This window comes from Saccharomonospora amisosensis, from assembly GCF_011761185.1.
GTDB classification, from domain to species: domain Bacteria; phylum Actinomycetota; class Actinomycetes; order Mycobacteriales; family Pseudonocardiaceae; genus Saccharomonospora_A; species Saccharomonospora_A amisosensis.
In genome coordinates this window covers 3,112,230-3,132,978 of sequence record NZ_JAAOYM010000001.1, presented here as the reverse complement: position 1 = coordinate 3,132,978, position 20,749 = coordinate 3,112,230, and the positions used below count along the sequence as shown (strand labels likewise).

Here is a 20,749-nt window from a genome sequence, read left to right as displayed (position 1 = left end):
CAACCTACCGGTGTGCTGGTTACGTCCTTTCCAACATGAGGTGGAAACAGGCGATCATCGGTGTGAGTGTCGTGGTACTCGGCGCCGTCGGGGCCGGGTGCGCCCAGCAGGGCGATGTCCAACCAGGCTCGGGCGGTGCCGGTAACAACGATGCTGGCCGCGCTCCCGTTGAGCTGCCGAGGGAGTCTGGGCAAGGCGCGGGCCGAAAGCCCGTGCAGCCGCCCGCTGCGGACGAGGGCACACCCGTGCCGCCGGAGCGGGTGGACGCCTCGGCGCTGCCGCGCGGCTATCCCGTGGAGGTCTCGGTGACCGGCGACGGACGCACGCTGCGGATCGTGGGCCAGGAAGGTGGGTGCAGCAAGGCCAGCGCCGAACTGGGGGAGCAGCGGGGCGATCGGGTCGCCGTCACCATGGTCGAGACCAAGCCGACCAGCAAGGACATCGCGTGCACGATGGACATGCGCTACCCGCCGCTCACGATCACGCTCGACGAACCACTGGGGGAGCGGATGGTGGTGCTGACCTACGAGGCACGCGAGACGTGACGCCGGAGACGACGGTACGGCAGGACCCCCGCGCCGGGCTCGGACAGCAGGACAGGGCCTGCGCACCCTCGACCGGCTGACCGGGTCGGGTTCGGCCGCTTCGCTCGTGCCGCACCGGGCACACTCGCGGCATGACCTTCCGACCGACCTCGCAGTTGTTGCGCCACGCGGACGACCGGATCGCGTGGCTGACCACGGTGACTCCCACGGGCAGGCCCGCGCCGCGCCCGGTCTGGTTCGTCTTCGACGGCGAGCACTTCCACGTGTTCAGCCAACCCGGTACGAGAAAGCTCGAACACATCAGGCGCAACCCGGCCGTGACGCTGCACTTCAACAGCGACGCCGAAGGCGGCGACGTGCTGGTGATCAGCGGTACCGCGCGGCTCGACGACGAGGGGCGCAAACCCTCGCAGACACCGGGTTACCTCGCCAAGTACGAGCAGGCCTACCCGGCGATCGGGCACGACACCGACAGCTTCGACGCCTCCTACTCCGTCCCTGTCCGGATCACCCCCAACCGAAGCTGGGGTTTCTGACAGGGCTGGGCTGTCAGACTGTCAGCTTCGGAAGGAAATCTGCAGCACGGGCTCTGAGGTCTCGGCGAAGAAGTCGTTGCCCTTGTCGTCGATGACGATGAAGGCGGGGAAGTCCTCCACCTCGATCTTCCAGACCGCCTCCATACCCAGCTCCGGATACTCGAGGACTTCCACCTGCTTGATGCAGTCCTGAGCCAGCCGCGCGGCAGGGCCACCGATCGAGCCGAGGTAGAACCCGCCGTGAGCACGGCAGGACTCGGTGACTTTCCTGGAGCGGTTGCCTTTCGCGAGCATCACCAGTGATCCACCGGCGGCCTGGAACTGTTCCACGTAGGAGTCCATCCGGCCCGCGGTCGTCGGGCCGAACGAGCCCGAGGCGTAGCCGTCCGGTGTCTTCGCCGGCCCCGCGTAGTAGACGGGATGGTCGCGCAGGTACCGCGGCATCGGCTCGCCCGCCTCCAACCGGTCGGCGATCTTGGCGTGCGCGATGTCCCTCGCGACCACCAGCGGTCCGGTGAGGCTCAGCCGCGTCTTCACCGGCAGTCGCGACAGTTGTTCGCGAATGGCGTCCATCGGCCGGTTCAGGTCCACCGCCACGACCTCTTCGGACAACTCGTCGTCGGTGACCTCGGGCAGGAACCGGGCCGGGTCGCGCTCCAGTTGCTCGATGAACACACCCTCAGCGGTGATTTTCGCCTTGGCCTGGCGGTCGGCCGAACACGACACCGCGATCCCCACCGGACAGGAAGCGCCGTGGCGGGGCAGCCGGATCACCCGGACGTCGTGGCAGAAGTACTTGCCGCCGAACTGGGCACCGATGCCGAACTGCCTGGTCATCTCCAGCACCTGCTGCTCGAGCTCCATGTCGCGGAAGCCGTGCCCCAGCGCCGAACCCTCCCTCGGCAGCTCGTCGAGGTAGCGTGCCGATGCCAGTTTGGCGACCTTGAGGTTGTACTCGGCCGACATGCCACCGACGACGATCGCGAGGTGGTACGGCGGGCAGGCCGCCGTACCCAGGCTGCGCAGCTTCTCGTCGAGAAACCTGGCAAGGCGCTTGGGGTTCAGCACGGCCTTTGTCTCCTGGTAGAGAAAGGACTTGTTGGCGCTGCCGCCGCCCTTGGCCATGAACAGGAACTCGTAGGCGGGGTCGGCACCGGAGCCGTCGTGGTGGTACAGCTCGATCTGCGCGGGCAGGTTCGTGCCGGTGTTGCGTTCCTCCCAGAAGTTCAGCGGTGCCATTTGCGAGTACCGCAGGTTCAGCTCCTGGTAGGCCTCGAAGATCCCGCGGGACAGCGCCGCCTCGTCGCCGCCACCGGTGAGCACTCCCTCGCCGCGTTTGCCGATCACGATGGCGGTGCCGGTGTCCTGGCACATCGGCAAGACACCTCCCGCCGAGATGGCCGCGTTGCGCAGCAGGTCCATCGCGACGAATCGGTCGTTGCCGCTGGCCTCGGGATCATCCACGATCGCACGCAACTGTGCGAGGTGTGACGACCGCAGCAGGTGCTGGATGTCGCTGATGGCGACACGCGCCAGCGTCGTCAGCGCGGCTGGGTCCACCTCGAGGAAGCGGCGGCCCGCGGCTTCGACGACCCGCACGCCCTCTGTGGTGACGAGGCGGTACTCGGTGGTGGTGTCCTTGCCGAGCGGCAGGACTTCGGTGTGCTGGAACGAAGAGGCAGTCACAGCTCGGCTCCGTCGCGCGTGGTCAGGGGGGCCTAGACCGTACCGCGCCGCGGTGACCGTGGTGGAGCAAGCCCGCACCGTGCGCGACACAGATCACGCCGCGCGGGCGGCAGGACGGTAGCAGCACGGCCGGGGAGTTACCGCGAACGGCTCGTCCCCGACCGGCTCGAGACCCGCACCCGCAGGCGGTGCGGCCCTGTCTGCTGGGTCGCACCGCCTGTGTCCGGTGTGGTGGCGTCAGCTGGCGTAGGCGCGCAGCCGGTCGGCGCGCTCTCCCTGGCGCAGCTTGGACATCACTTCACGCTCGATCTGCCGCACGCGCTCCCTTGACAGCCCGAAGTGCTTGCCGATCTGGTCGAGCGTGCGGGGCTGACCGTCGTCGAGTCCGTAGCGCAGCCTGATGACGTGCTGCTCCCGGTCGTCCAGGGTGGCGAGCACGCGCCGCAGGTCATCCTGCAACAGTCCGGAGATGACCGCGCTCTCGGCGTCGGTGGCCTCGGCGTCCTCGATGAAGTCGCCCAGCGGGGCGTCCTCCTCGGAGCCGACCGGCATGTCGAGGCTCACCGGGTCCCGCGCGTGGTCCAGCAGGCTCGCCACCTTCTCCTCCGCGATGCCCGCCTCGGCCGCCAGTTCCCCGTGTGTGGCCTCGCGGCCGAGTTGCTGGTGCAGGTCCCGCTTGATCCGGGCCAGCTTGTTGACCTGCTCCACCAGGTGCACCGGCAGTCGGATCGTGCGGCCCTGGTCGGCCATGCCACGGGTGATGGCCTGGCGGATCCACCAGGTGGCGTAGGTGGAGAACTTGAAACCCTTGGAGTAGTCGAACTTCTCGACGGCACGGATCAGCCCCAGGTTGCCCTCCTGGATCAGGTCGAGCAGCGGCATGCCGCGGCCAGTGTAGCGCTTGGCCAGCGAAACCACCAGTCGAAGGTTGGCCTGTAGCAGGTGGTTCTTGGCGCGCTGGCCGTCGCGCACCAGCGCGGTCAGCTCGACCCTGCGCTGCCTGGGCAGCTCCTCGGAGGTGTCGAGAACGTGCTGCGCGAAGACCCCGGCCTCGATCCGCTTGGCGAGATCGACCTCTTCCTCGGCGGTCAGCAGGGCTGTCTTGCCGATCCCGTTGAGGTACACCCGGACCAGGTCGGCGGCAGGGCCCTGCGCGTCCAGATCCGGCTCTTCCTGTGCCGTGGCACCTAAGGGTGCCGTGTCGTACTCGACGGTGGGCACAGGGATCTCTCGCTCACGGATCCCACGGGCCTCACGTTCGAGAGTCTGGACGGACATCTTGCCTCCCCGGTCAACGGGCTGACGTGTGCTACCTCTCACGCCTGCGTTGCGCGTCGTGCGCCGGGCCTGTGGAACCCCACGCACGAGCCCAGCAACTTGGCTGGACACCCGGATCAACGTCACCGGGTTCGAAATCGTTCCCGCGAACGTGTACCCGGGCCCTTGGGCTCCCAACGAGCACAACTCCGCGGCCGTGTCGATGCCCAGCCCGGTGCGGCCCGACGGAACCACTGGAAAGGGAGTGCACGCGCCGAAGCGGGCCTAAACCTCGATCAACACCGTGAAGGGACCGTCGTTGACGCTGTGTACCGACATCATCGCGCCGAACCGGCCGGTCTCCACGCGGGCGCCCCGCGCGCGCAGCTCGGCCACCACAGCCGAGACCAGCTCCTGCGCCCGCTCCGGCCGAGCCGCCGCCGTCCACGATGGACGGCGGCCCTTGCGGGTGTCGCCGTAGAGCGTGAACTGGCTGACAACCAGCAGCGGGGCCCCGGCCGTGGCACACGACTGCTCGTCGCGCAGGATGCGCAGTTCGTACAGTTTGCGCGCCATCTTCTCCGCCTGCGCAGGCGTGTCCTCGACGTGCACGCCGAGCAGCACGAGCAGGCCGGGTTCGCCGATCGCGCCGACGACCTCGCCGTCCACCGTGACGGTTGCCTCGGTGACACGCGCGGCGACAGCCCTCACCGGACGACCTCCAACATCCCGTGCCGCACCAGTTGGGTCACGGCGGGCAGCGCGTCAGCCGCGAGCGTGTCCGCGTCGGCCCCGTGCGCGGCCGCGAGTAGCTGGAGCAGGTCGCGCAACGGCAGCGCACCCCGGCACCCGGCGAGCAGGGCGGCCGACAGCTCGTCGAGCTCGTGCTGCCAGCCGGGACCGTCGGTGCGGTGCAGCCGCAGCACGTCGGTGGTCCAGCCGTCCTCGCCCGGTGACGCTATGCGTTCAAGCACCACCGTGTCAGGCACTCGGAACGTGGTGTCCAGCAGCCGCGTGCCGGTTTCCCGCAACCACTGGACGCGGTCGAGCCAGTGGGCGGCCTCCGCACCGAGCGGGTCGTCGTAGGCCTGGCGCAGGTCCTCGCACACCACGGTTGGCTCTCCGCTCTCGACGCGGCGCAGGGTGACGAACCCGAAGCCGACACCTTCCACCTGCCGCTGCCGGAACCAGTCCAGCCACTCGCCCGCCTTCGCCCTGCCCTCGGCGGAACGGGGCTCGATACCGGCGTCGCGCAGCCAGGTCCCGACATAGAGTTCGGGATCGGCCACGTCCCGCTGCACGAACCACGCGTCGGTCTCCGGGGGTAGCCAGGCGCTCACCCTGTCGGCCCAGTCCTCACCCGCCACGTGCAACCACGAGGCGAGCACATGGCCCACCCCGCCCTCGGTCAGGAAACCGGGCAACTGCCGGACCACGAGCGCGCTGGCGTCGTCACCGGCGAGACCGGAGTCGCGGTACACGTAGTCCACCCGTGGGGGACCGACCACGAACGGCGGGTTGCACACGATCTCGTCGAATCGCCGCCTCGCCACCGGGGCGAACCACTCCCCGCTGCGCAGCTCGACGTCCAACTCGTTGAGCAGGAACGTCGCCCTCGCCAGCGCCAGGGCGCGAGCGGAGACGTCGGTGGCGGTGATGTGCCGGGCGTGCCTGCTGCCGTGCAACGCCTGCACCCCGTTGCCGGTGCCCACGTCGAGCAGCGAGTTCACGGGGCGGCGGCTGGTGGCCCTGACCAGGCTCAGCGAGGCATGCCCCACGCCGAGCACATGGTCGGCGGGCACCGGATGCCCGAGCGCATCCGAGTCGAGGTCGGAGACCACCCACCAGGAGCCCTGCTCGTCGCCGTGCGGCCGGACGTCGAGACCCGCGCGCAGCAGGTCGCCGTCGGCGCGCAGCAGGCCCTGGCCCACCGCGTCCGCCACGGGCAACGGGCGCAACGCGGCGCGCACCTCGGCCTCCGGCTCGGCGGTGCCGAGCAGGAACAGCCGGATGAGTGTGCCTAGCGCCCCGGCGTCCCTGCTGGCGCGCTCGGCGGGCACCGGCTCACCCCGGCCGAGCGCGGCGTGCGCGCGCGTACCGAGCGCCTCCACCACGCCGTCGGCGTCGTAGCGCTCCCTGGTCAGCGCTTCGCGCAGCCGGGCGCAGAACTCCGGGGAGAACTCGGGAAGGTCACCGTTCACGAGAGGTCATCGTCGCACGCCGAGGGCAGGGCTACTCCTCGGGATACAGCGCGACCTGCACCAGTTGCCCGCCGGATCTGCGGTCGACCAGGATGCCCCTGCCCGGCGGCTGCGAGGTCGGCCGGACCCCGCCAAGCAGCGCCCCTTCTTCGCGGGAGCCGTTCATCACGATGCCGGGTGTGGCGAGTTCCTTCAGCTTGCCGATGATCGGGTCCATGCCGGTGCGGGCGGCGCCTCCGGTGCGGCGGGCAACCACCACGTGCAGGCCGACATCCTTGGCCTGGGCCAGGTACTCCGACAGCGGGCGCAGCGGGTTGCTGGTGGAGGTGGCCACCAGGTCGTAGTCGTCGACCACGACGAACAGCTCCGGCCCGGTCCACCAGGACCGTTCCTTCAACTGCTGCGGGGTGACGTCGGGGCCGGGCAGCCGCTTGGCCATCGACTGCGCGACCTCCTTGATCATGCCTTCCAGCTGGTTGGCCGACACCGCGTATCCCAGCAACTGATCACCCTCGACGAAGCCGAGCATGGTGCGCCGGTAGTCGACGAGGATCAGCACCGCTTCCTTCTTGGAGTAGCGCTCGGTGATGCCGCGCACGATCTGCCGCAACAGGTTGGTCTTGCCCGACTCGCCGTCGGCGTAGGCCAAGAAGTGCGGCTCGGCATCGAAGTCCAGATACACCGGCGCCAACTCGTCCTCGTTGACCCCGATCGGCACCAGCCTGCCGTCCGGGTACCGGTCGAGCGCCAGCAGCTCCTGCCGTGGCAGTTGCCGTGGTAGCAGGCGCACTTTCGGTGCCGCACTGCCGTCCCAGTGTGATGCCGCCTCGGTCACCGCCTCCGCGAGCCCGGCACCGACGGTGGCAGGCTCGGCGGAGCCGTCGATACGTGGCAGCGCCACGAGGAAGTGCAGCTTGTCAGCGGTCAGTCCGCGACCGGGGCGACCGTGCGGCACCCCCGCGGCCGCGCGCCGGTCGATCTCGGACTCGATCGGGTCACCCAATCGCAGCTCGAACCGCGTGCCCAGCATGTCCTTGATGGCCGGCCGGAAGTCGGCCCAGCGGTTGGACGCGATGATCACGTGCACGCCGTAGGCCAGTCCCCGCACCGCCAGGCTGGTGATCTGCGCTTCCAGGTCCTCGAAGTCGTCACGCAGCGCCCGCCAGCCGTCGACCACGAGAAACGCGTCGCCGAACGGGTCCTGCTCGGCGGTGATCTCACCCCGGCGCTTGCGGTTGCGGAAGTCGTTCATCGAGTCCACGCCCAGCGCACCGAAGCGGGCCTCCCGCTCGTTCACCAGCGTGACAAGCTCCGCCACCGTGCGGCGCACCTTCTCCTGCTCGCGGCGAGTGGCCACCATGCCGACGTGGGGCAGCCCGTTCAGTCCCGCCAGCGTGCCACCACCGAGATCGATGCAGTAAAACTGCGCCTCCTGCGGCGTGTGGGTCAACGCCATCGACATCACCAGCGTCCGCAACATCGTCGACTTGCCCGACTGCGGACCACCGATCACCACCCCATGCCCGGCACCACCCGAGAAATCCGCCCACAACGGGTCACGCCGCTGCTCGTAGGGCCGGTCCACGATCCCCAACGGCACCTGCAACCGCCCGTTACCGAAAAACCCCACCGGCGAAAGGCCCCTGTCCTCCGTAGGATTCAGGTTCGGCAACAAGCCGTCGAGCGTCGGCGACTCCGACAGCGGGGGCAACCACACCCGATGCGCAGGCGTGCCCTGGCCGGCCAACCGGTCAACGATCACGTCGAGCTCACTGCGTCGCGGGTCGGTGGGGTGCGGGTTCGACACGCAGGCGGACCTGAACCGCACCATCGTGCCCGAGTCAAAACGCAGGTAGCCGAAACCGGGCTCTCTCGGCAGCTCGTAGGCCTCGGCGGTGCCGAGGACTGCCCGCGACTCCGCTGCGGAGAAGGTCCGCAGCCCGATCCGGTAGGACAGATGTGAATCCAGACCCCGCAGCTTGCCTTCCTCAAGCCGCTGCGAGGCCAGCAGCAGGTGCATCCGCAGCGATCGGCCGAGCCTGCCGACGGCCACGAACGCGTCGACAAGCTCCGGCTTGGCCGTGAGCAACTCGGAGAACTCGTCCACCACGATGAACAGCGCGGGAAGCGGATCGATCCGCGCGCCGGACTCGCGGGCCTGCTCGTACTCCCACACGCCAGCGAACCCGCCCGCGTCGCGCAGCAGCTCCTGCCGCCGGGTCAGCTCGCCGTTCAGCGCGTCCATCATGCGGTCGACGAGCGCGAGGTCGTCGGCGAGGTTGGTGATGACCGCCGAGGTGTGCGGGGCGCGCTCCAGGCCCGCGAACGTCGCACCGCCCTTGAAGTCCACCAGGACGAAGTTCAGTGCCGCGGAGGAGTTGGTGGCCATCAACCCCACCACGAGGGTGCGCAGCAGCTCCGACTTGCCGGAGCCGGTCGCCCCGATACACAGCCCGTGCGGCCCCATCCCACCCCGCGCGGCCTCCTTGATGTCGAGCTCAACCGGCTGACCCGAGTCGTCGACCCCGAACGGCACCCGGTACCGCTGCTCGACGGGTTTGCTCCGCCACGCGCGCTGCACGTCGAACGCGATGAGGTTGCGCGGTAGCCCCAGCAGTTCCAGCAGCGACGGGTTGTCCAACGCGGGGTGCTGCCGCACCAGCGTTTCGGTGCGCAGTTCCGGCAGCCAGCCGTCGTCGGCCTCGGCGTCGTCGTCGGACCCGACGGAGTCGATCACCGCGTCGAGATCGTTGCCCACGCCGTCCACGTCGGGCCTCGCCACGATGAACCGGCCACCTTCGTGCAACCCGTACCCGGAGTGCTTGGGCAGGGTCGCGGCGACTTCGGGGTCGATCCGCGACTCGGCGGGGTCACTGAGCCGCAGTTCCACCTTCCCCAGCAGCAGCCGTTCCAGGTCTTCGGGGATCTCGCGCCAGCTGCGGGCGGTGACCAGCACGTGCAGCCCGAAATGCAGCCCGTCGCTTGCGAGGTCGTGCACGGTGGAGACCAGCTCGGGCTCCCAGCGGGTGGCCTGTTCCCAGCCGTCCACGATCAGGAACACGTCGGCGTGCTCGCCGGGCGGCAGGGTGCTCTCGCCGCGCGCGGTGCGAAACGCATCGGCGGAGGACAACCGGTGTTGCCGGAACAGTCGCTTGCGCTGCGCCAGCACGGTGTTGAGCCGTTCGAGCATCGCGCGCAGCGGTGCGGACTCCGCGGGGTCGAGCACGGTGCGCACGTGCGGAAGCCCGGAAAGCCCGGTGAGCTGCCCGCCGGGGTCGACGCAGTAGAACTGCGCCTCCTGCGGGCTGTGGGTCAGTGAAAGCCCCACCACGAGGGTTTGCAGGAAGGTCGACTTGCCGGAGTGCAGCTGGCCGACCACCGCGATGTGCCCGCCCTGGCCGGTCAGGTCCAGTTGCACGATGCCGGCGTTACCGAGCGGTTCCGCCGTGCGGCCCACCGGCGTCGTCAACGGTGTCCGGCCCGACCGGGTCGGCTGCCCACCGGCTGGCGGCAGCACGTCGTCGAGCTTCACGGGGACCGGCTTGCCGCCGTGGTGCAACCCGACCGCCGCCAACCTGGTCTTGGCGATCGTGAAGTCGCCCCTGAGCTGGTTGTGCCTGGTCGGTGTCTGCTTGCCCTGGCCGCTGACGTCCTGGAAGACGAAGCGGTACAGCTCGTCACCAGTGATCACGCCGTCACGGTCGAGGTCGGCCAGCCCCGTCTCCAGTCCCTTGATCACCGAGGTGGTGAACACCGAACGGTGCACGGGCCGTTCGAAGTAGCGGTGCTCACCCTCGAAGGCGTACTCCAGCTCATCGGTGGCCGTGATGACGCAGGTGCCGCGCCCGGCGACCTGCTGTGCGAGCGGATCGCCGGTTCCGGCTGACTTCGGCACCATTCCCTGCGTGAACGCCCCGCTGTAGCAGCAGTCGAGCAGCACCAGCTTCGCACCCGCCTGGCATTCGTCCAGCAGCGACTGCACGAACGAACCGGCGATCGCGGTTGAGCGCGGCAGCGACAGCCGGGTGTTGCACGCGGCGAAGAACAGCTGCCCGTTGTCGTTGCGGATACCGTGGCCGGAGATGTAGAGCAGTACGAAATCGTCCGGCTTGCGTTCGGCGAACAGCAGTTCGATCTGTTCCTCGATCTCGCTCTTGGACCCGTCGATGATCTTGGTGGCCGTGTCGAAGTAGCCGATCGCCGGGTCGAGCAGCAGCTCTCGCAGGTGCCGGGCATCCTCGGCGGGCGCGCGCAGTTGGCGCAACCGGACGTCGAGGTACTGCGAGTTGGCGATGAGCAGCGCGTGCCGCTCGCCGGTGCGGGTGTCACTCTGCTCGCGTGTGCTGCTGGTCATCGTCGGCCTCGGCGAGAAGCGTGGTGAGCAGCTCCAACTGGTCGCGCTGGGACTGCCCGGTGAGGGTGATGTCGGTGTCGCCACGCCGTACTGTGACCGACCTGCCCGCGTGCCGCTTGAGGTACTCACCGATCAGGCGCGTTACGGCCGCGACCGTGCTCGCGGAGAGCACGCCGGTGAGAACGAGTTCGCCGACGCCGGCCGTACCGCCCGACTTCGCGCCCTCAGGGACGGCCGCACGCGGCCGCCGCACACTCAGCACGCCCGACACGGTCAGGTCGTGGCCGAGCCGCACGGTGTGCTGCTCGACGGTGGATGGCGACTCATCGGCAGAGGCCAGCCGCAACAGCAGATCCGGCACGACACCCCCAGTGCGACAACGCTCACGGATTGTCTTGCGACTGTATACCAGCGGCGACGGCGATTCGGGCGGTTGCGAGTGGGTGGTGGTCAGCTGGCGGGTGTGAGCCGCGACCGCGTCACCGGCGTCCTCTGCGGTCTGGAAAGGCTGCTGCCGGATCTGGAACAGCTCTGCGTGGACCCTGCACCGGCATTCGCGGTACCGGGGTGCTCGGCGTGCTGAGCAATGGCCCCGGCCCCGACGTGTTGCCGCGAGCCGACATCGACGCGCTACCGGTCGAGGAACGCACGGGGCTGGACTACGCCAGCACCGTTCGCGCGGTCGAAACGGACGGGCGGGAAGTGCCCGTGATGCACGCCTGCGGCCACGACATGCACGCGGCATGGCTGTTGGGCGCGGCGGCACTGCTCGCGGGCCGACCTCAGCTGTGGTCGGCAACGGTGCTGGTGGCGTTCCAGCCCGGTGAGGAGTCGGGAGGCGGAGCCCGCGGCATGATCGCGGACGGGCTCTTCGAACGGGCGGGGAAGCCGGACGTGGTGCTCGGTCAGCACGTGCCCCCGCACCGTCGGGCTGGGTGCTGACGCGACCGACCGAACGGGTGGAGACGGCTTTCCGCCCTCACTTCCCGCCGCGGCTGCCGGGCCAGGCGCCGCTGGTCCCCGGTAGCGAGGACTTCGGCGAGTTCGGCGCCGCCGCGGGCGTACCCTCGGTGTTCTGGTTGGTCGGCGGGTTGGCCGAGCGCATGGTGCTAGACGCGATGGCGGCGGGTCGGTTCGAGTCCGACGTACCCTCCAACCATTCCGCGGCGTTCGCGCCCGTGCCACGCCCGACATCGCGTACCGGTGTGGAAGCGCTCGTGGTGGCCGCCCTGGCCTGGTTGCCCGGTCCGGGTACCGCTTGAACGTCGATGGTGGCAGCATGGAGCCTTGGAGGTGGGCCGGTGAACGAGCACGACAAGCACACGGCTGCGGTGCTGATCACCGAGGCGGCGCCTTCCCACGACGACCAGCTCGCTGCCCGCAAGCGAAAGTACGCGCTGATGATGGGTATGCGGTTCCCCTTCCTCATCCTGGCGGGCGTCTTCTACCAGACCTGGTGGCTCGCGCTGGCGTTGATCGTGTTGTCCGTGCCGCTACCCTGGGTCGCGGTGCTGATCGCCAACGACCGTCCGCCGCGCCGTTCCGAGGACGTGAGCCGCTACCGGCGCCACGGAAAGGCGATCGAGGGCAAACCGCACCGCGTCATCGAGTCCGAGTAGCCACCGTTCCCGCTCACGGCAGGCGCACCGAGCCGGGTGGCCACCCCGCGGGTGTCAGCGCGCCAGTTCAACCGCCACCCGCGCGCCGAGTTCGGCGTTGGCGAGCACCAGCGCCTCATTGGCTGCCAGGCTCGCGCCGCCGCTGGCCGTGTGGAAGTGTTCCAGCATCGCGGGGGTGACGTCGCCTCCGCGTACCTCGCCACCGGCCAGCAGCCGCAACCCTTCGGTGAGCAGCCGGTCGTGCAGTTCCCGGTCAAGTTCGAACTCCGCTGGCACCGGGTTGGCCAGCAGCACACCGGAGTCGCTGAACCTGCCGTGCGCGGCCACCACCCGAGCGACCTGCGCGGGCTCGTCCACCCGGTGCGGCACCGGCAGGCCGGACGAGCGCAGGTAGAAGGCGGGGAAGTCGTCGGTCCGGTAGCCCAGCACCGGCACCGAATGGCTCTCCAGCACCTCAAGGGTCGCCGGGATGTCGAGGATCGACTTCATACCCGAGCACACCAGCAGCACCGGGGTGCGCGCGAGCACGCCGAGGTCGGCCGAGACGTCCCAACTGACCGGCGTGCCCGGCAGCGGATGGTGCACACCGCCGACGCCACCGGTGGCGAAAACGCCGATGCCCGCGGCATCGGCGAGCACCGCCGTGCTCGCCACGGTGGTGGCTCCGCAGCCGCGCAGGGCCAGCGCGGGCCCGAGGTCACGCAGCGAGAGTTTGGCAAGGTCCTCGGTACACACCCGTTCCAGCTGGGTCGCGGACAACCCCACCAGCGCCTGTCCGTCCAGCACAGCCACCGTGGCGGGAACGGCGCCCGCCGCGCGAACCGTGCTCTCGATGCGGGTGGCCACCCTGAGGTTGTGCTCCGGTGGCAGGCCGTGCGCCAGCAGGGTGCTCTCGAGTGCGACAACGGGGTGGCGGTCGGCGAGCGCGTCGGCGACCTCGGCCGACATCGCGAGGTCGGCCGCGGGAAGGCTGGTCACGACAGAATCTTCGCCTATGCGACGGCTCGCGGGCGATGGGGCATCATTGGGTACGTGAGTACGCAGACGTTGCCTGAAGTCGACACCCGTCCAGAGGGTACCGACACCACCGACGACGACGCGCCGCAGATGTTCCACTACGTGCGTAAGAACAAGATCGCCGAAAGCGCGGTCATGGGCACGCACGTGGTGGCGCTGTGTGGCGAGGTCTTCCCGGTGACCAAGTCCCCGAAGCCGGGCTCTCCGGTGTGCCCGGACTGCAAGCGGATCTACGAGAACCTGCCGCCCGGCGGCGAGTAGCCCGTCCGGTCCTGCCGTGCGGGCGGCCGTCGCTGCGGTGACGGCCGCCCGCCCGCTGAGCGGTCCGGTTCACCGGACCGCTCGCGTTGGCGGCCCTCGCCGTGGTTACCGTGGTCGGCCTGGTCACTGTGGTCGGCCTGGTCACTGTGGTCGGCCTGGTCACTGTGGTCGGCCTGGTCGGCTTGGTCACTGTCGCTGGTGGCCGCGGTGCCGGCTTCGGCCTGGCTGTCCTCGTCGGGCCTGCGTTGCCTACGTAGTGGCATCGTGGTGCGTTGCCACAGGCTTGCGCTGTCACCCTCGCCGGCGCGCAGCCGCTCGTTGGCCCTGACCATCTCCAGCCGCCGCCACTTGCGCCGCTGCCTGCGGGTCATCCGCGCTGGCCACAGTTCCTGGATGGCGCTGTTGAAGTACGCGCCCGCCACGATCGCCAGCCCGATGAAGAACGTGAACAGCAGGAACGCTATGGGGGTTGCCAGCGCGCCGTAGGTGTAGCCGGTCGTGGTGATCCAGCTGATGTAGAAGCGCAGGCCGACACTGGAAAGCAGGAAGATGACCATGGCGAGGCCCGCACCGGGCAGCCCCCGATGCCACGGCAGCTTGCGTGGCAACGCCACCTTGTACAGCGTCGCCAGCGCGAGCACCAGCAGCACTCCCACCGTCGGGTAGTACAGCGCACCCACCCACGAGGCGATCACGGGCTGCCAGTCGGAGGGGAAGAACTCCGGCAGCAGGTTGGGGCCGATCGCGATGATCGGCAGGCCGATCACCAACAGCACCAGACTCGCCAGGTAAAGCAGCAGCGCGAAGATCCGCTGCCAGACCTCGTTGCGCACGCCGTACTGGTCGTGGGCCACCGTGATCGCGTCGACGAACGACGACATCGCCGACGAGCCTGCCCACAGCGAGATCAGGAAGCCGACGGAGACGATCTCGCCCTTACCCGTGGTCAGTATGTCGTCCACGGTCGGCTCGATGATCTGGTTCACCACGCTGCCGCTGAAGACCGTCTCCGAGAAGCCGATGATCTGGTCGTGGACCTCGGTCACGACGGCCTCGCCGAACCAGTCGCCGAGGAAGCCGACACTGCCGAGCAGGCCGAGCAGCAGCGGTGGCAGCGAAAGCGTCTGCCAGAACGCGGCCTCGGCGGCCTCGGAGAAGATGTTGCCGCTCCATGCCTTGCTGAGCGTGCGGCGCACGAGGCGCAGGGGGACCTTGCGCCTGGCCTGCCGCGCGGATGCGCGGTCGTCCTCACCGTCCGTCATGCCGCCGCCTCGGGTGTCGATCTCGCCCTCAAGCATGGTGCATGGGCGGGTTCACGCCGCTGCTGACCCCTGGCGTGTCCAACGCCGCGCGCCGTCGGACCCAACGGGTACCCTTTCGGACGCGCCCTCACCGCGCACCCGGCATGGGCGCCGGGTCGCCGTCGTGGGGGCCTTCGTGTGTCCGTGTGGTTCGTGAGGAGTTGGAGCGTCGGTGTCGGATACGGCCCAGGCCCGGCACGGGTTCGCCGCACCCGAGCCGCAACACGACGCGACGTCCCGGCCGCTGCGAGCATGGCAGCGGCGGGCGCTCACCAAGTACCTGACGCGCAAGCCAAAGGACTTTCTCGCCGTCGCGACTCCCGGCGCGGGCAAGACCATGTTCGGCCTGCGGATTGCCGCGGAGCTGCTTTCCGATCGCACGGTCGAGGCGGTCACCATCGTCACCCCGACCGAGCACCTCAAGCACCAGTGGGCGAGCGCTGCCGCGGCGGCGGGAATCGCGATCGACTCGAACTTCCGCAACACCACGGGCGTCACCTCCTCCGACTACCAGGGTGTCGCGCTCACGTACGCGCAGGTGGCCGCTCACCCGACGATGCACAGGGTGCGCACGGAGAACCGCAAGACTCTGGTGATTCTCGACGAGATCCACCACGCAGGCGACGCCAAGTCGTGGGGAGACGCGGTGTTCGAGGCGTTCACCCCCGCTGTGCGAAGGCTCGCGCTCACCGGCACGCCGTTTCGCAGCGACGACTCGCCGATCCCGTTCGTGACCTACGAGCCCGATGCGGACGGCTCGCTGCGCAGCAAGGCCGATCACGCCTACAACTACGCCGACGCGCTCGCCGACGGCGTTGTGCGTCCCGTGGTGTTCCTGGCCTATTCGGGTGAGGCTTCGTGGCGTACCAGTGCGGGGGACGAGTTCACGGCACGGCTTGGCGAACCGCTGACCGCCGAGCAAACCGCGCGCGCGTGGCGCACCGCGCTCGACCCGGGCGGGGAGTGGATTCCGTCGGTGTTGCAGGCCGCGGACACGCGGTTGACCCAGTTGCGCGCCGGTGGCATTCCGGATGCCGGTGGCCTGGTGATCGCCACCGACCAGGATTCGGCACGCGCCTACGCCAAGCTCCTCGCCACGATCTCGGGTGAGCCGCCGGTGGTCGTGCTTTCCGACGATCCAAGAGCCACCAAGCGCATCGCCGAGTTCGCCGAATCAGTTGACCGCCGTTGGCTGGTCGCCGTGCGCATGGTCTCCGAGGGTGTGGACGTGCCAAGGCTGGCGGTGGGCGTCTACGCCACGAGCGCATCGACGCCGCTGTTCTTCGCGCAGGCCATCGGCCGCTTCGTCCGGTCCCGCATGACGGGGGAGACGGCGAGCGTGTTCCTGCCGAGTGTGCCCGTGCTGCTCGAACTCGCCAGCGAGCTGGAGGCCGAGCGCGATCACGTGCTGGGCAAGCCGCATCGAGAGAAGGACGGCTGGGACGACGAGTTGCTGGTCGCGGCCAACCGCACCGATGACGAGCGAGGGGAGGAGGAGAAGGCCTTCACCTCGTTGGGCGCGTCCGCCGAGCTGGATCAGGTGATCTACGACGGCAACTCCTTCGGCACCGCCGTGTTCGCGGGCAGCGAGGAGGAGCAGGAGTACCTCGGACTGCCGGGATTGCTGGAACCCGAGCAGGTGCGTGCGTTGTTGCGGAAACGGCAGGAGGAGCAGCTCGCCGACGCCAGGCGGCGCAAGCCCGCCGCAAAGGCTGGTGAGCAGGACCCAGCCGCCGCGCCAGCGCTCCGCCCGCGGTCGGTGAACGAGCGGATCAAGGCCCTGCGCAAGGAACTCAACACGCTCGTTGGCCTGTACCACCACCGCACGAGCAAGCCTCATGGCGCCATCCACAACGAGCTGCGCCGGGTGTGCGGTGGCCCGCCTACCGCGATGGCGACCGTGGAGCAGCTCGAGGAGCGCATAGCCACGCTCCGCTCCTGGTAACCGCGCGAGTCCCCCGCTCTCGTCCGCGAGTTCCCCGCTCTCGTCCGCGAGTTCCCCGCTCTCGTCCGCGAGTTCCCCGCTCTCGTCCGCGAGTTCCCCGCTCTCGTCCGCGAGTTCCCCGCTCTCGTCCGCGAGTTCCCCGCTCTCGTCCGCGAGTTCCCCGCTCTCGTCCGCGAGTTCCCCGCTCTCGTCCGCGAGTTCCCCGCTCTCGTCCGCGAGTTCTGCGTTCTCGCGCGCTCAACAGCTTTGGGCTGCTGCTCGGGGACAACCGGCGACGGCCTCCTCGACATCCCCGGGGAACTCGCGAGGCTTCGCCAGGCCACTGACGGGAACGGTGGCGGTCCTTCCCAGGCGGATCTTGCGGTTGCGAACGCAGAACTCGCGGTCCTGGACGCAGCTTTCGTGGTCCTGGGCGGGGGACTCGCAGGCGAGAGCGGGGGACTCGCGGGGGAGGCCAAAAGGGCCTGTATCGATTCAGGGGACTTCCGTTCTCGGTATTCGGCGCATATGTTGTCGCGCACAACATATGCGCGACGGTGCGCCGACCCATCCGGGTCGCGGCATCGTCGGCCGGACCCGGAAAGGTTCTACGGATGCGAACGAAGAGACTCCTCGCCTTCCTCGCGGCCGTCCTCGGCGTGACGCTGACCCTCGCCGCGTGCGGGGCCAACACCGGTGGCGGCGGCGACGGCGGCGACGCGGAGGCGGGTCAGGACGGCGGCGGCTCACTGGGCACTGTCGGCGTGATCCTGCCCGAGACGGCGTCCTCCTCCCGCTGGGAGGGATTCGACAAGCCGATGCTGGAGCAGGCACTGCGGGCCGAAGGCTTCGACCCCGACGTGCAGAACGCGCAGGGTGACGTGCAGAAGTTCACCACCCTGGCCGACGGGATGATCGCCCAAGGTGTCAAGGTCCTGGTCATCGCGTCGATCAACAGCGAAGTGGGCAGCGCGGTCGCGGCCAAGGCCAACAACGCGGGCATCCCCACCATCGACTACGACCGCCTCAACCTCGGCGGCGGCTCCGACTACTACGTCTCCTTCGACAACGTCAAGGTCGGCGAACTGCAGGGACAGGGGATCGCCGACGCGCTGAAGGGCAAGCGGGGCGCCCAGGTCGTCGAGATCGAAGGGGCACCCACCGACAACAACGCGACGCTGTTCCACGAGGGCCAGCGCAACGTACTGCAGCCGCTGTACGACTCCGGCCAGCTCAAACTGGTGCGCAGCCAGCCCATCGACGACTGGAACAACCAGGCGGGTGGCAGGGTCTTCGAGCAGATCCTCACGGGCAACGGCGGCAAGGTCGACGGCGTGGTCGCGGCCAACGACGGCCTCGCGGGTGCCGTCATCACGGTGCTGCGCAAGAACGGCATGAACGGCGAGGTGCCTGTCACCGGCCAGGACGCCACCCCGGACGGGCTGAAGGCGATCCTTCGCGGTGACCAGTACATGACCGTCTTCAAGCCGGTCATGGAGGAGGCCGAGGCCACGGCCAAGTTGGCGGCCGCGCTTGCCAAGGGCGACACGGCCGCCGCTGACGCCCTCGCCAAGGACGTCAGCGACGACCCCGAGGCCAACCGCGAGGTCAAGTCCGTGCTGCTGGAGCCGTACCTGATCACCAAGAACGAGGTGAAGCGGGTGGTCGACGAGGGCTACGTCAAGGCGAGCGAGATCTGCACGCCTGACCTGAAGTCGGTCTGCGCCGACCTGGGCATCTCCTGACCGGTACCCGATCCGCCCTGGTTGGCGCGTGCCCGGGCACGCGCCAACCAGGGCACTGACGAGGTGAGACAACCATGAGCGAGCCCATCCTCGAGCTGCGCGGCCTGAACAAGAGCTTCGGCCCCGTGCACGTGCTGCACGACGTGGACCTCTCGGTGCGAGCCGGGGAGGTCACCGCTCTCGTCGGCGACAACGGCGCTGGCAAGTCCACGCTGGTCAAGTGCATCGCGGGTATCCACGCGGCCGATAACGGAACCGTGCTGTTCCAGGGCAAGCAGGTGCACATCCGCGGTCCGAAGGACGCCGCCGAGCTGGGAATCGAGGTCGTCTACCAGGACCTGGCTCTTGCCGACAATCTCGACGTCGTGCAGAACATGTTCCTCGGTCGCGAACGGGGCAAGCCGTGGCTACTCGACGAGGCGAGCATGGAGCAGGCCGCGCGAAAGACGCTGGCCTCGCTCTCGGTGCGCACCGTGAAGTCGGTTCGCACGCCGGTCTCGGCGCTGTCAGGTGGCCAGCGGCAGACGGTGGCGATCGCCAAGTCGGTGCTGTGGGAGAGCAAGGTCGTGCTGCTGGACGAGCCGACCGCCGCCCTCGGCGTGGCGCAGACCCGGCAGGTGCTCGACCTGGTGCGAAGGCTCGCCGAGCAGGGCCTCGGTGTGGTTCTCATCAGCCACAACATGGCAGACGTGTTCGAGGTGTCCGATCGCATCGCGGTGCTGTACCTGGGCCGGTTGGCCGCGGAGGTGCACACCAAGGAGGTCACGCACGGACAGGTTGTCGAACTGATCACCGCGGGGCGCTCCGGTGAGCTAGGTCTCGCGCGTCCCGAGAACGCGGTCCTGTAGGTCCGGTAGCAGAGCAAGAGGAACAGCCATGACCCAGACACCCACCGCGTCCTCCGGCGCGGCGATCACCGACTTCGGCATCGACACCACCGCGATGTCGACCTCCGAGGCCGTACGCGACTACCTGGCCAGGCTGCGGGCAGGGCAGTTGGGATCGCTGCCCGCGCTGCTCGGCCTCGTTGCGCTGGTGGTGATGTTCTCCACCCTTTCCGACGTCTTCCTTTCGCTGAACAACATGGCCAACCTGCTCGCACAGGGCGCGGGGCAAACGATGATCGCGATGGGAATCGTGTTCGTGCTGCTCGTCGGCGAGATCGACCTCTCGGCCGGTACCGCGTCCGGCGTGGCCGGTGCGGTGCTGGCCATGCACTACGTCGAGAACGGCAACCTGCTCGGCGGCATGGGCTCCACGGTGTTCGTTCTCTTCAACGCGGGACTGGCGCTGGCGGCGTTGCTGGCGGCGCTGTTGCGGATCTGGCCGGGCGTGGCGATCTCGCTGCTCGGCATCGGGCTGACAGTGTCGGGAATCCCCGCCAACCCGTGGATCGAGATGCTGCTGGCGCTGTGTGTGGGCACGGCGATCGGTTGCATCACCGGCTTCCTCGTCGCGCGGGTCGGCATGCCCGCCTTCGTGGTGACGCTGGCGCTGTTCCTGACCTGGCAGGGTGTGATCCTGCAGTTCATCGGTGAGGGCGGGGTGCTGGGCATCAGTACCTCGCCGGTGCTCAACAAGGTCGCCAACGGAAACCTGTCCGTGCTGGGAAGCTGGCTGCTGTTCGCGGTGGCCGTGGGCGGTTTCGCGGCTGTGACGCTCGGTGGGCACTTCCTGCGGTTGCGGCGCGGGCTGGTGACGCAACCCACCACGATCGTGCTGTTCAAGGTCGTCGGGATCACGGCGCTGGGTCTGGCGGCCACCGCGCTGCTGACGGTGAACCGGTCCAACAACCCGAACGTGGAGATCCGTGGTGTGCCCTACGTGGTGCCGATCGTGCTGTTCCTGCTGGTTGTCGGTACGTACGTGCTGAACCGCACCAGCTACGGCAGGCACATCTACGCCGTGGGAGGAAATCGGGAGGCGGCTCGCCGGGCGGGCATCAACGTCACTCAGGTGAGGGCGAGCGTGTTCGTGGTGTGTTCCTCGGTGGCCGCGCTCGGTGCGATCGTGTACTCCTCGAAGGTCGGTTCGGTGGACCCGCAGGCGGGTGGGCTGAACACGCTGCTGTTCGCGGTGGGTGCGGCGGTGATCGGTGGGGCTTCGCTGTTCGGTGGCAGGGGCCGCGTGTCCGACGCTGTCATCGGTGGCACGGTGCTCGCCGTCGTGGCCAACGGGCTCGGCCTACTCAGGCAGCCCGCCGCCGTGGTGTCGATCGTGACCGGGCTGGTGCTGCTACTGGCAGCGACCGTCGACGCGCTGTCGCGTCGCCGCGCCGCCGCCGGGGCGCGCTGAGGCCTCGG

16 protein-coding genes and 1 pseudogene are annotated in these 20,749 nt (G+C 69.1%); 9 read left to right on the top strand and 8 right to left on the bottom strand.

Annotated features, from left to right (window positions below):
- Window positions 1-35: 35 nt before the first annotated feature.
- Together FHU38_RS15170 and FHU38_RS15165 are read left to right on the top strand one after the other, a co-directional pair.
- Window positions 36-545 (top strand): hypothetical protein, encoded by a 510-nt coding sequence (locus tag FHU38_RS15170; RefSeq protein WP_167171851.1) that lies wholly within the window; start codon window positions 36-38, stop codon window positions 543-545.
- A 131-nt stretch (window positions 546-676) separates the two neighbouring features.
- Complete coding sequence (locus FHU38_RS15165) at window positions 677-1,081, top strand: TIGR03667 family PPOX class F420-dependent oxidoreductase (protein WP_167171848.1); 405 nt, start codon at window positions 677-679, stop codon at window positions 1,079-1,081.
- 21 nt (window positions 1,082-1,102) lie between these two features.
- On the opposite strand, the gene FHU38_RS15160 is transcribed toward FHU38_RS15165, so the two are convergent.
- The 6 genes from FHU38_RS15160 to FHU38_RS15135 all read right to left on the bottom strand — a co-directional run bounded on the left by FHU38_RS15160 (window position 1,103) and on the right by FHU38_RS15135 (window position 10,940).
- Window positions 1,103-2,767: a fumarate hydratase gene (locus FHU38_RS15160; protein WP_167171845.1), complete on the bottom strand. Its 1,665-nt coding sequence runs from the start codon at window positions 2,765-2,767 to the stop codon at window positions 1,103-1,105.
- A 237-nt stretch (window positions 2,768-3,004) separates the two neighbouring features.
- Window positions 3,005-4,045 (bottom strand): sigma-70 family RNA polymerase sigma factor, encoded by a 1,041-nt coding sequence (locus FHU38_RS15155; protein ID WP_167171842.1) that lies wholly within the window; start codon window positions 4,043-4,045, stop codon window positions 3,005-3,007.
- 264 nt (window positions 4,046-4,309) lie between these two features.
- Complete coding sequence (dtd, locus tag FHU38_RS15150) at window positions 4,310-4,735, bottom strand: D-aminoacyl-tRNA deacylase (protein ID WP_167171839.1); 426 nt, start codon at window positions 4,733-4,735, stop codon at window positions 4,310-4,312.
- Entirely contained in the window at window positions 4,732-6,225 is a 1,494-nt protein-coding gene (locus FHU38_RS15145) for a DUF7782 domain-containing protein (protein WP_167171836.1), read from the bottom strand. The genes dtd and FHU38_RS15145 overlap by 4 nt, the downstream gene beginning before the upstream one ends.
- 31 nt (window positions 6,226-6,256) lie before the next feature.
- Window positions 6,257-10,579, bottom strand: coding sequence for a type VII secretion protein EccCb (gene eccCb / locus FHU38_RS15140; RefSeq protein WP_167171833.1), 4,323 nt, complete (start codon window positions 10,577-10,579; stop codon window positions 6,257-6,259).
- Entirely contained in the window at window positions 10,551-10,940 is a 390-nt protein-coding gene (locus FHU38_RS15135; RefSeq protein WP_167171831.1) for a hypothetical protein, read from the bottom strand. Before FHU38_RS15135 ends, eccCb begins: the two co-directional genes overlap by 29 nt.
- Window positions 10,941-11,125: 185 nt before the next feature.
- Between FHU38_RS15135 and FHU38_RS15130 the strand changes: the two are divergent.
- Both FHU38_RS15130 and FHU38_RS15125 read left to right on the top strand, forming a co-directional pair.
- Window positions 11,126-11,841 (top strand): annotated as a pseudogene (locus FHU38_RS15130) (M20/M25/M40 family metallo-hydrolase); the annotation flags it as partial.
- Between the two features lie 6 nt (window positions 11,842-11,847).
- Window positions 11,848-12,198, top strand: coding sequence for a DUF3099 domain-containing protein (locus FHU38_RS15125; protein WP_167171828.1), 351 nt, complete (start codon window positions 11,848-11,850; stop codon window positions 12,196-12,198).
- Window positions 12,199-12,252: 54 nt separating this feature from the next.
- On the opposite strand, the gene FHU38_RS15120 is transcribed toward FHU38_RS15125, so the two are convergent.
- Window positions 12,253-13,146, bottom strand: a complete 894-nt coding sequence (locus FHU38_RS15120) for a pseudouridine-5'-phosphate glycosidase (RefSeq protein ID WP_167176111.1) — start codon at window positions 13,144-13,146, stop codon at window positions 12,253-12,255.
- A gap of 84 nt (window positions 13,147-13,230) precedes the next feature.
- Between FHU38_RS15120 and FHU38_RS15115 the strand changes: the two genes are divergently transcribed.
- Window positions 13,231-13,476, top strand: a complete 246-nt coding sequence (locus tag FHU38_RS15115) for a DUF3039 domain-containing protein (RefSeq protein ID WP_167171825.1) — start codon at window positions 13,231-13,233, stop codon at window positions 13,474-13,476.
- On the opposite strand, the gene FHU38_RS15110 is transcribed toward FHU38_RS15115, so the two are convergent.
- On the bottom strand, window positions 13,446-14,738 hold the full coding sequence (locus tag FHU38_RS15110) for a YihY/virulence factor BrkB family protein (protein ID WP_167176109.1): 1,293 nt from the start codon (window positions 14,736-14,738) through the stop codon (window positions 13,446-13,448). The two genes, FHU38_RS15115 and FHU38_RS15110, sit on opposite strands and share 31 nt — an antisense overlap.
- Before the next feature lie 211 nt (window positions 14,739-14,949).
- Here FHU38_RS15110 and FHU38_RS15105 point away from each other — a divergent pair, with 211 nt between their 5' ends.
- The 4 genes from FHU38_RS15105 to FHU38_RS15090 all read left to right on the top strand — a co-directional run bounded on the left by FHU38_RS15105 (window position 14,950) and on the right by FHU38_RS15090 (window position 20,741).
- On the top strand, window positions 14,950-16,722 hold the full coding sequence (locus FHU38_RS15105; RefSeq protein ID WP_167171822.1) for a DEAD/DEAH box helicase: 1,773 nt from the start codon (window positions 14,950-14,952) through the stop codon (window positions 16,720-16,722).
- Between the two features lie 593 nt (window positions 16,723-17,315).
- Window positions 17,316-18,446 carry a sugar ABC transporter substrate-binding protein gene (locus FHU38_RS15100; protein ID WP_167171819.1) on the top strand — a complete coding sequence of 377 codons (1,131 nt, stop codon included), beginning with the start codon at window positions 17,316-17,318 and terminating at the stop codon, window positions 18,444-18,446.
- Window positions 18,447-18,520: 74 nt separating this feature from the next.
- Window positions 18,521-19,294, top strand: a complete 774-nt coding sequence (locus FHU38_RS15095) for an ATP-binding cassette domain-containing protein (protein ID WP_167171817.1) — start codon at window positions 18,521-18,523, stop codon at window positions 19,292-19,294.
- A gap of 28 nt (window positions 19,295-19,322) precedes the next feature.
- A complete protein-coding gene (locus tag FHU38_RS15090; protein WP_167171813.1) occupies window positions 19,323-20,741 on the top strand; it encodes a sugar ABC transporter permease in 1,419 nt (472 codons plus the stop codon).
- Window positions 20,742-20,749: the final 8 nt, after the last annotated feature.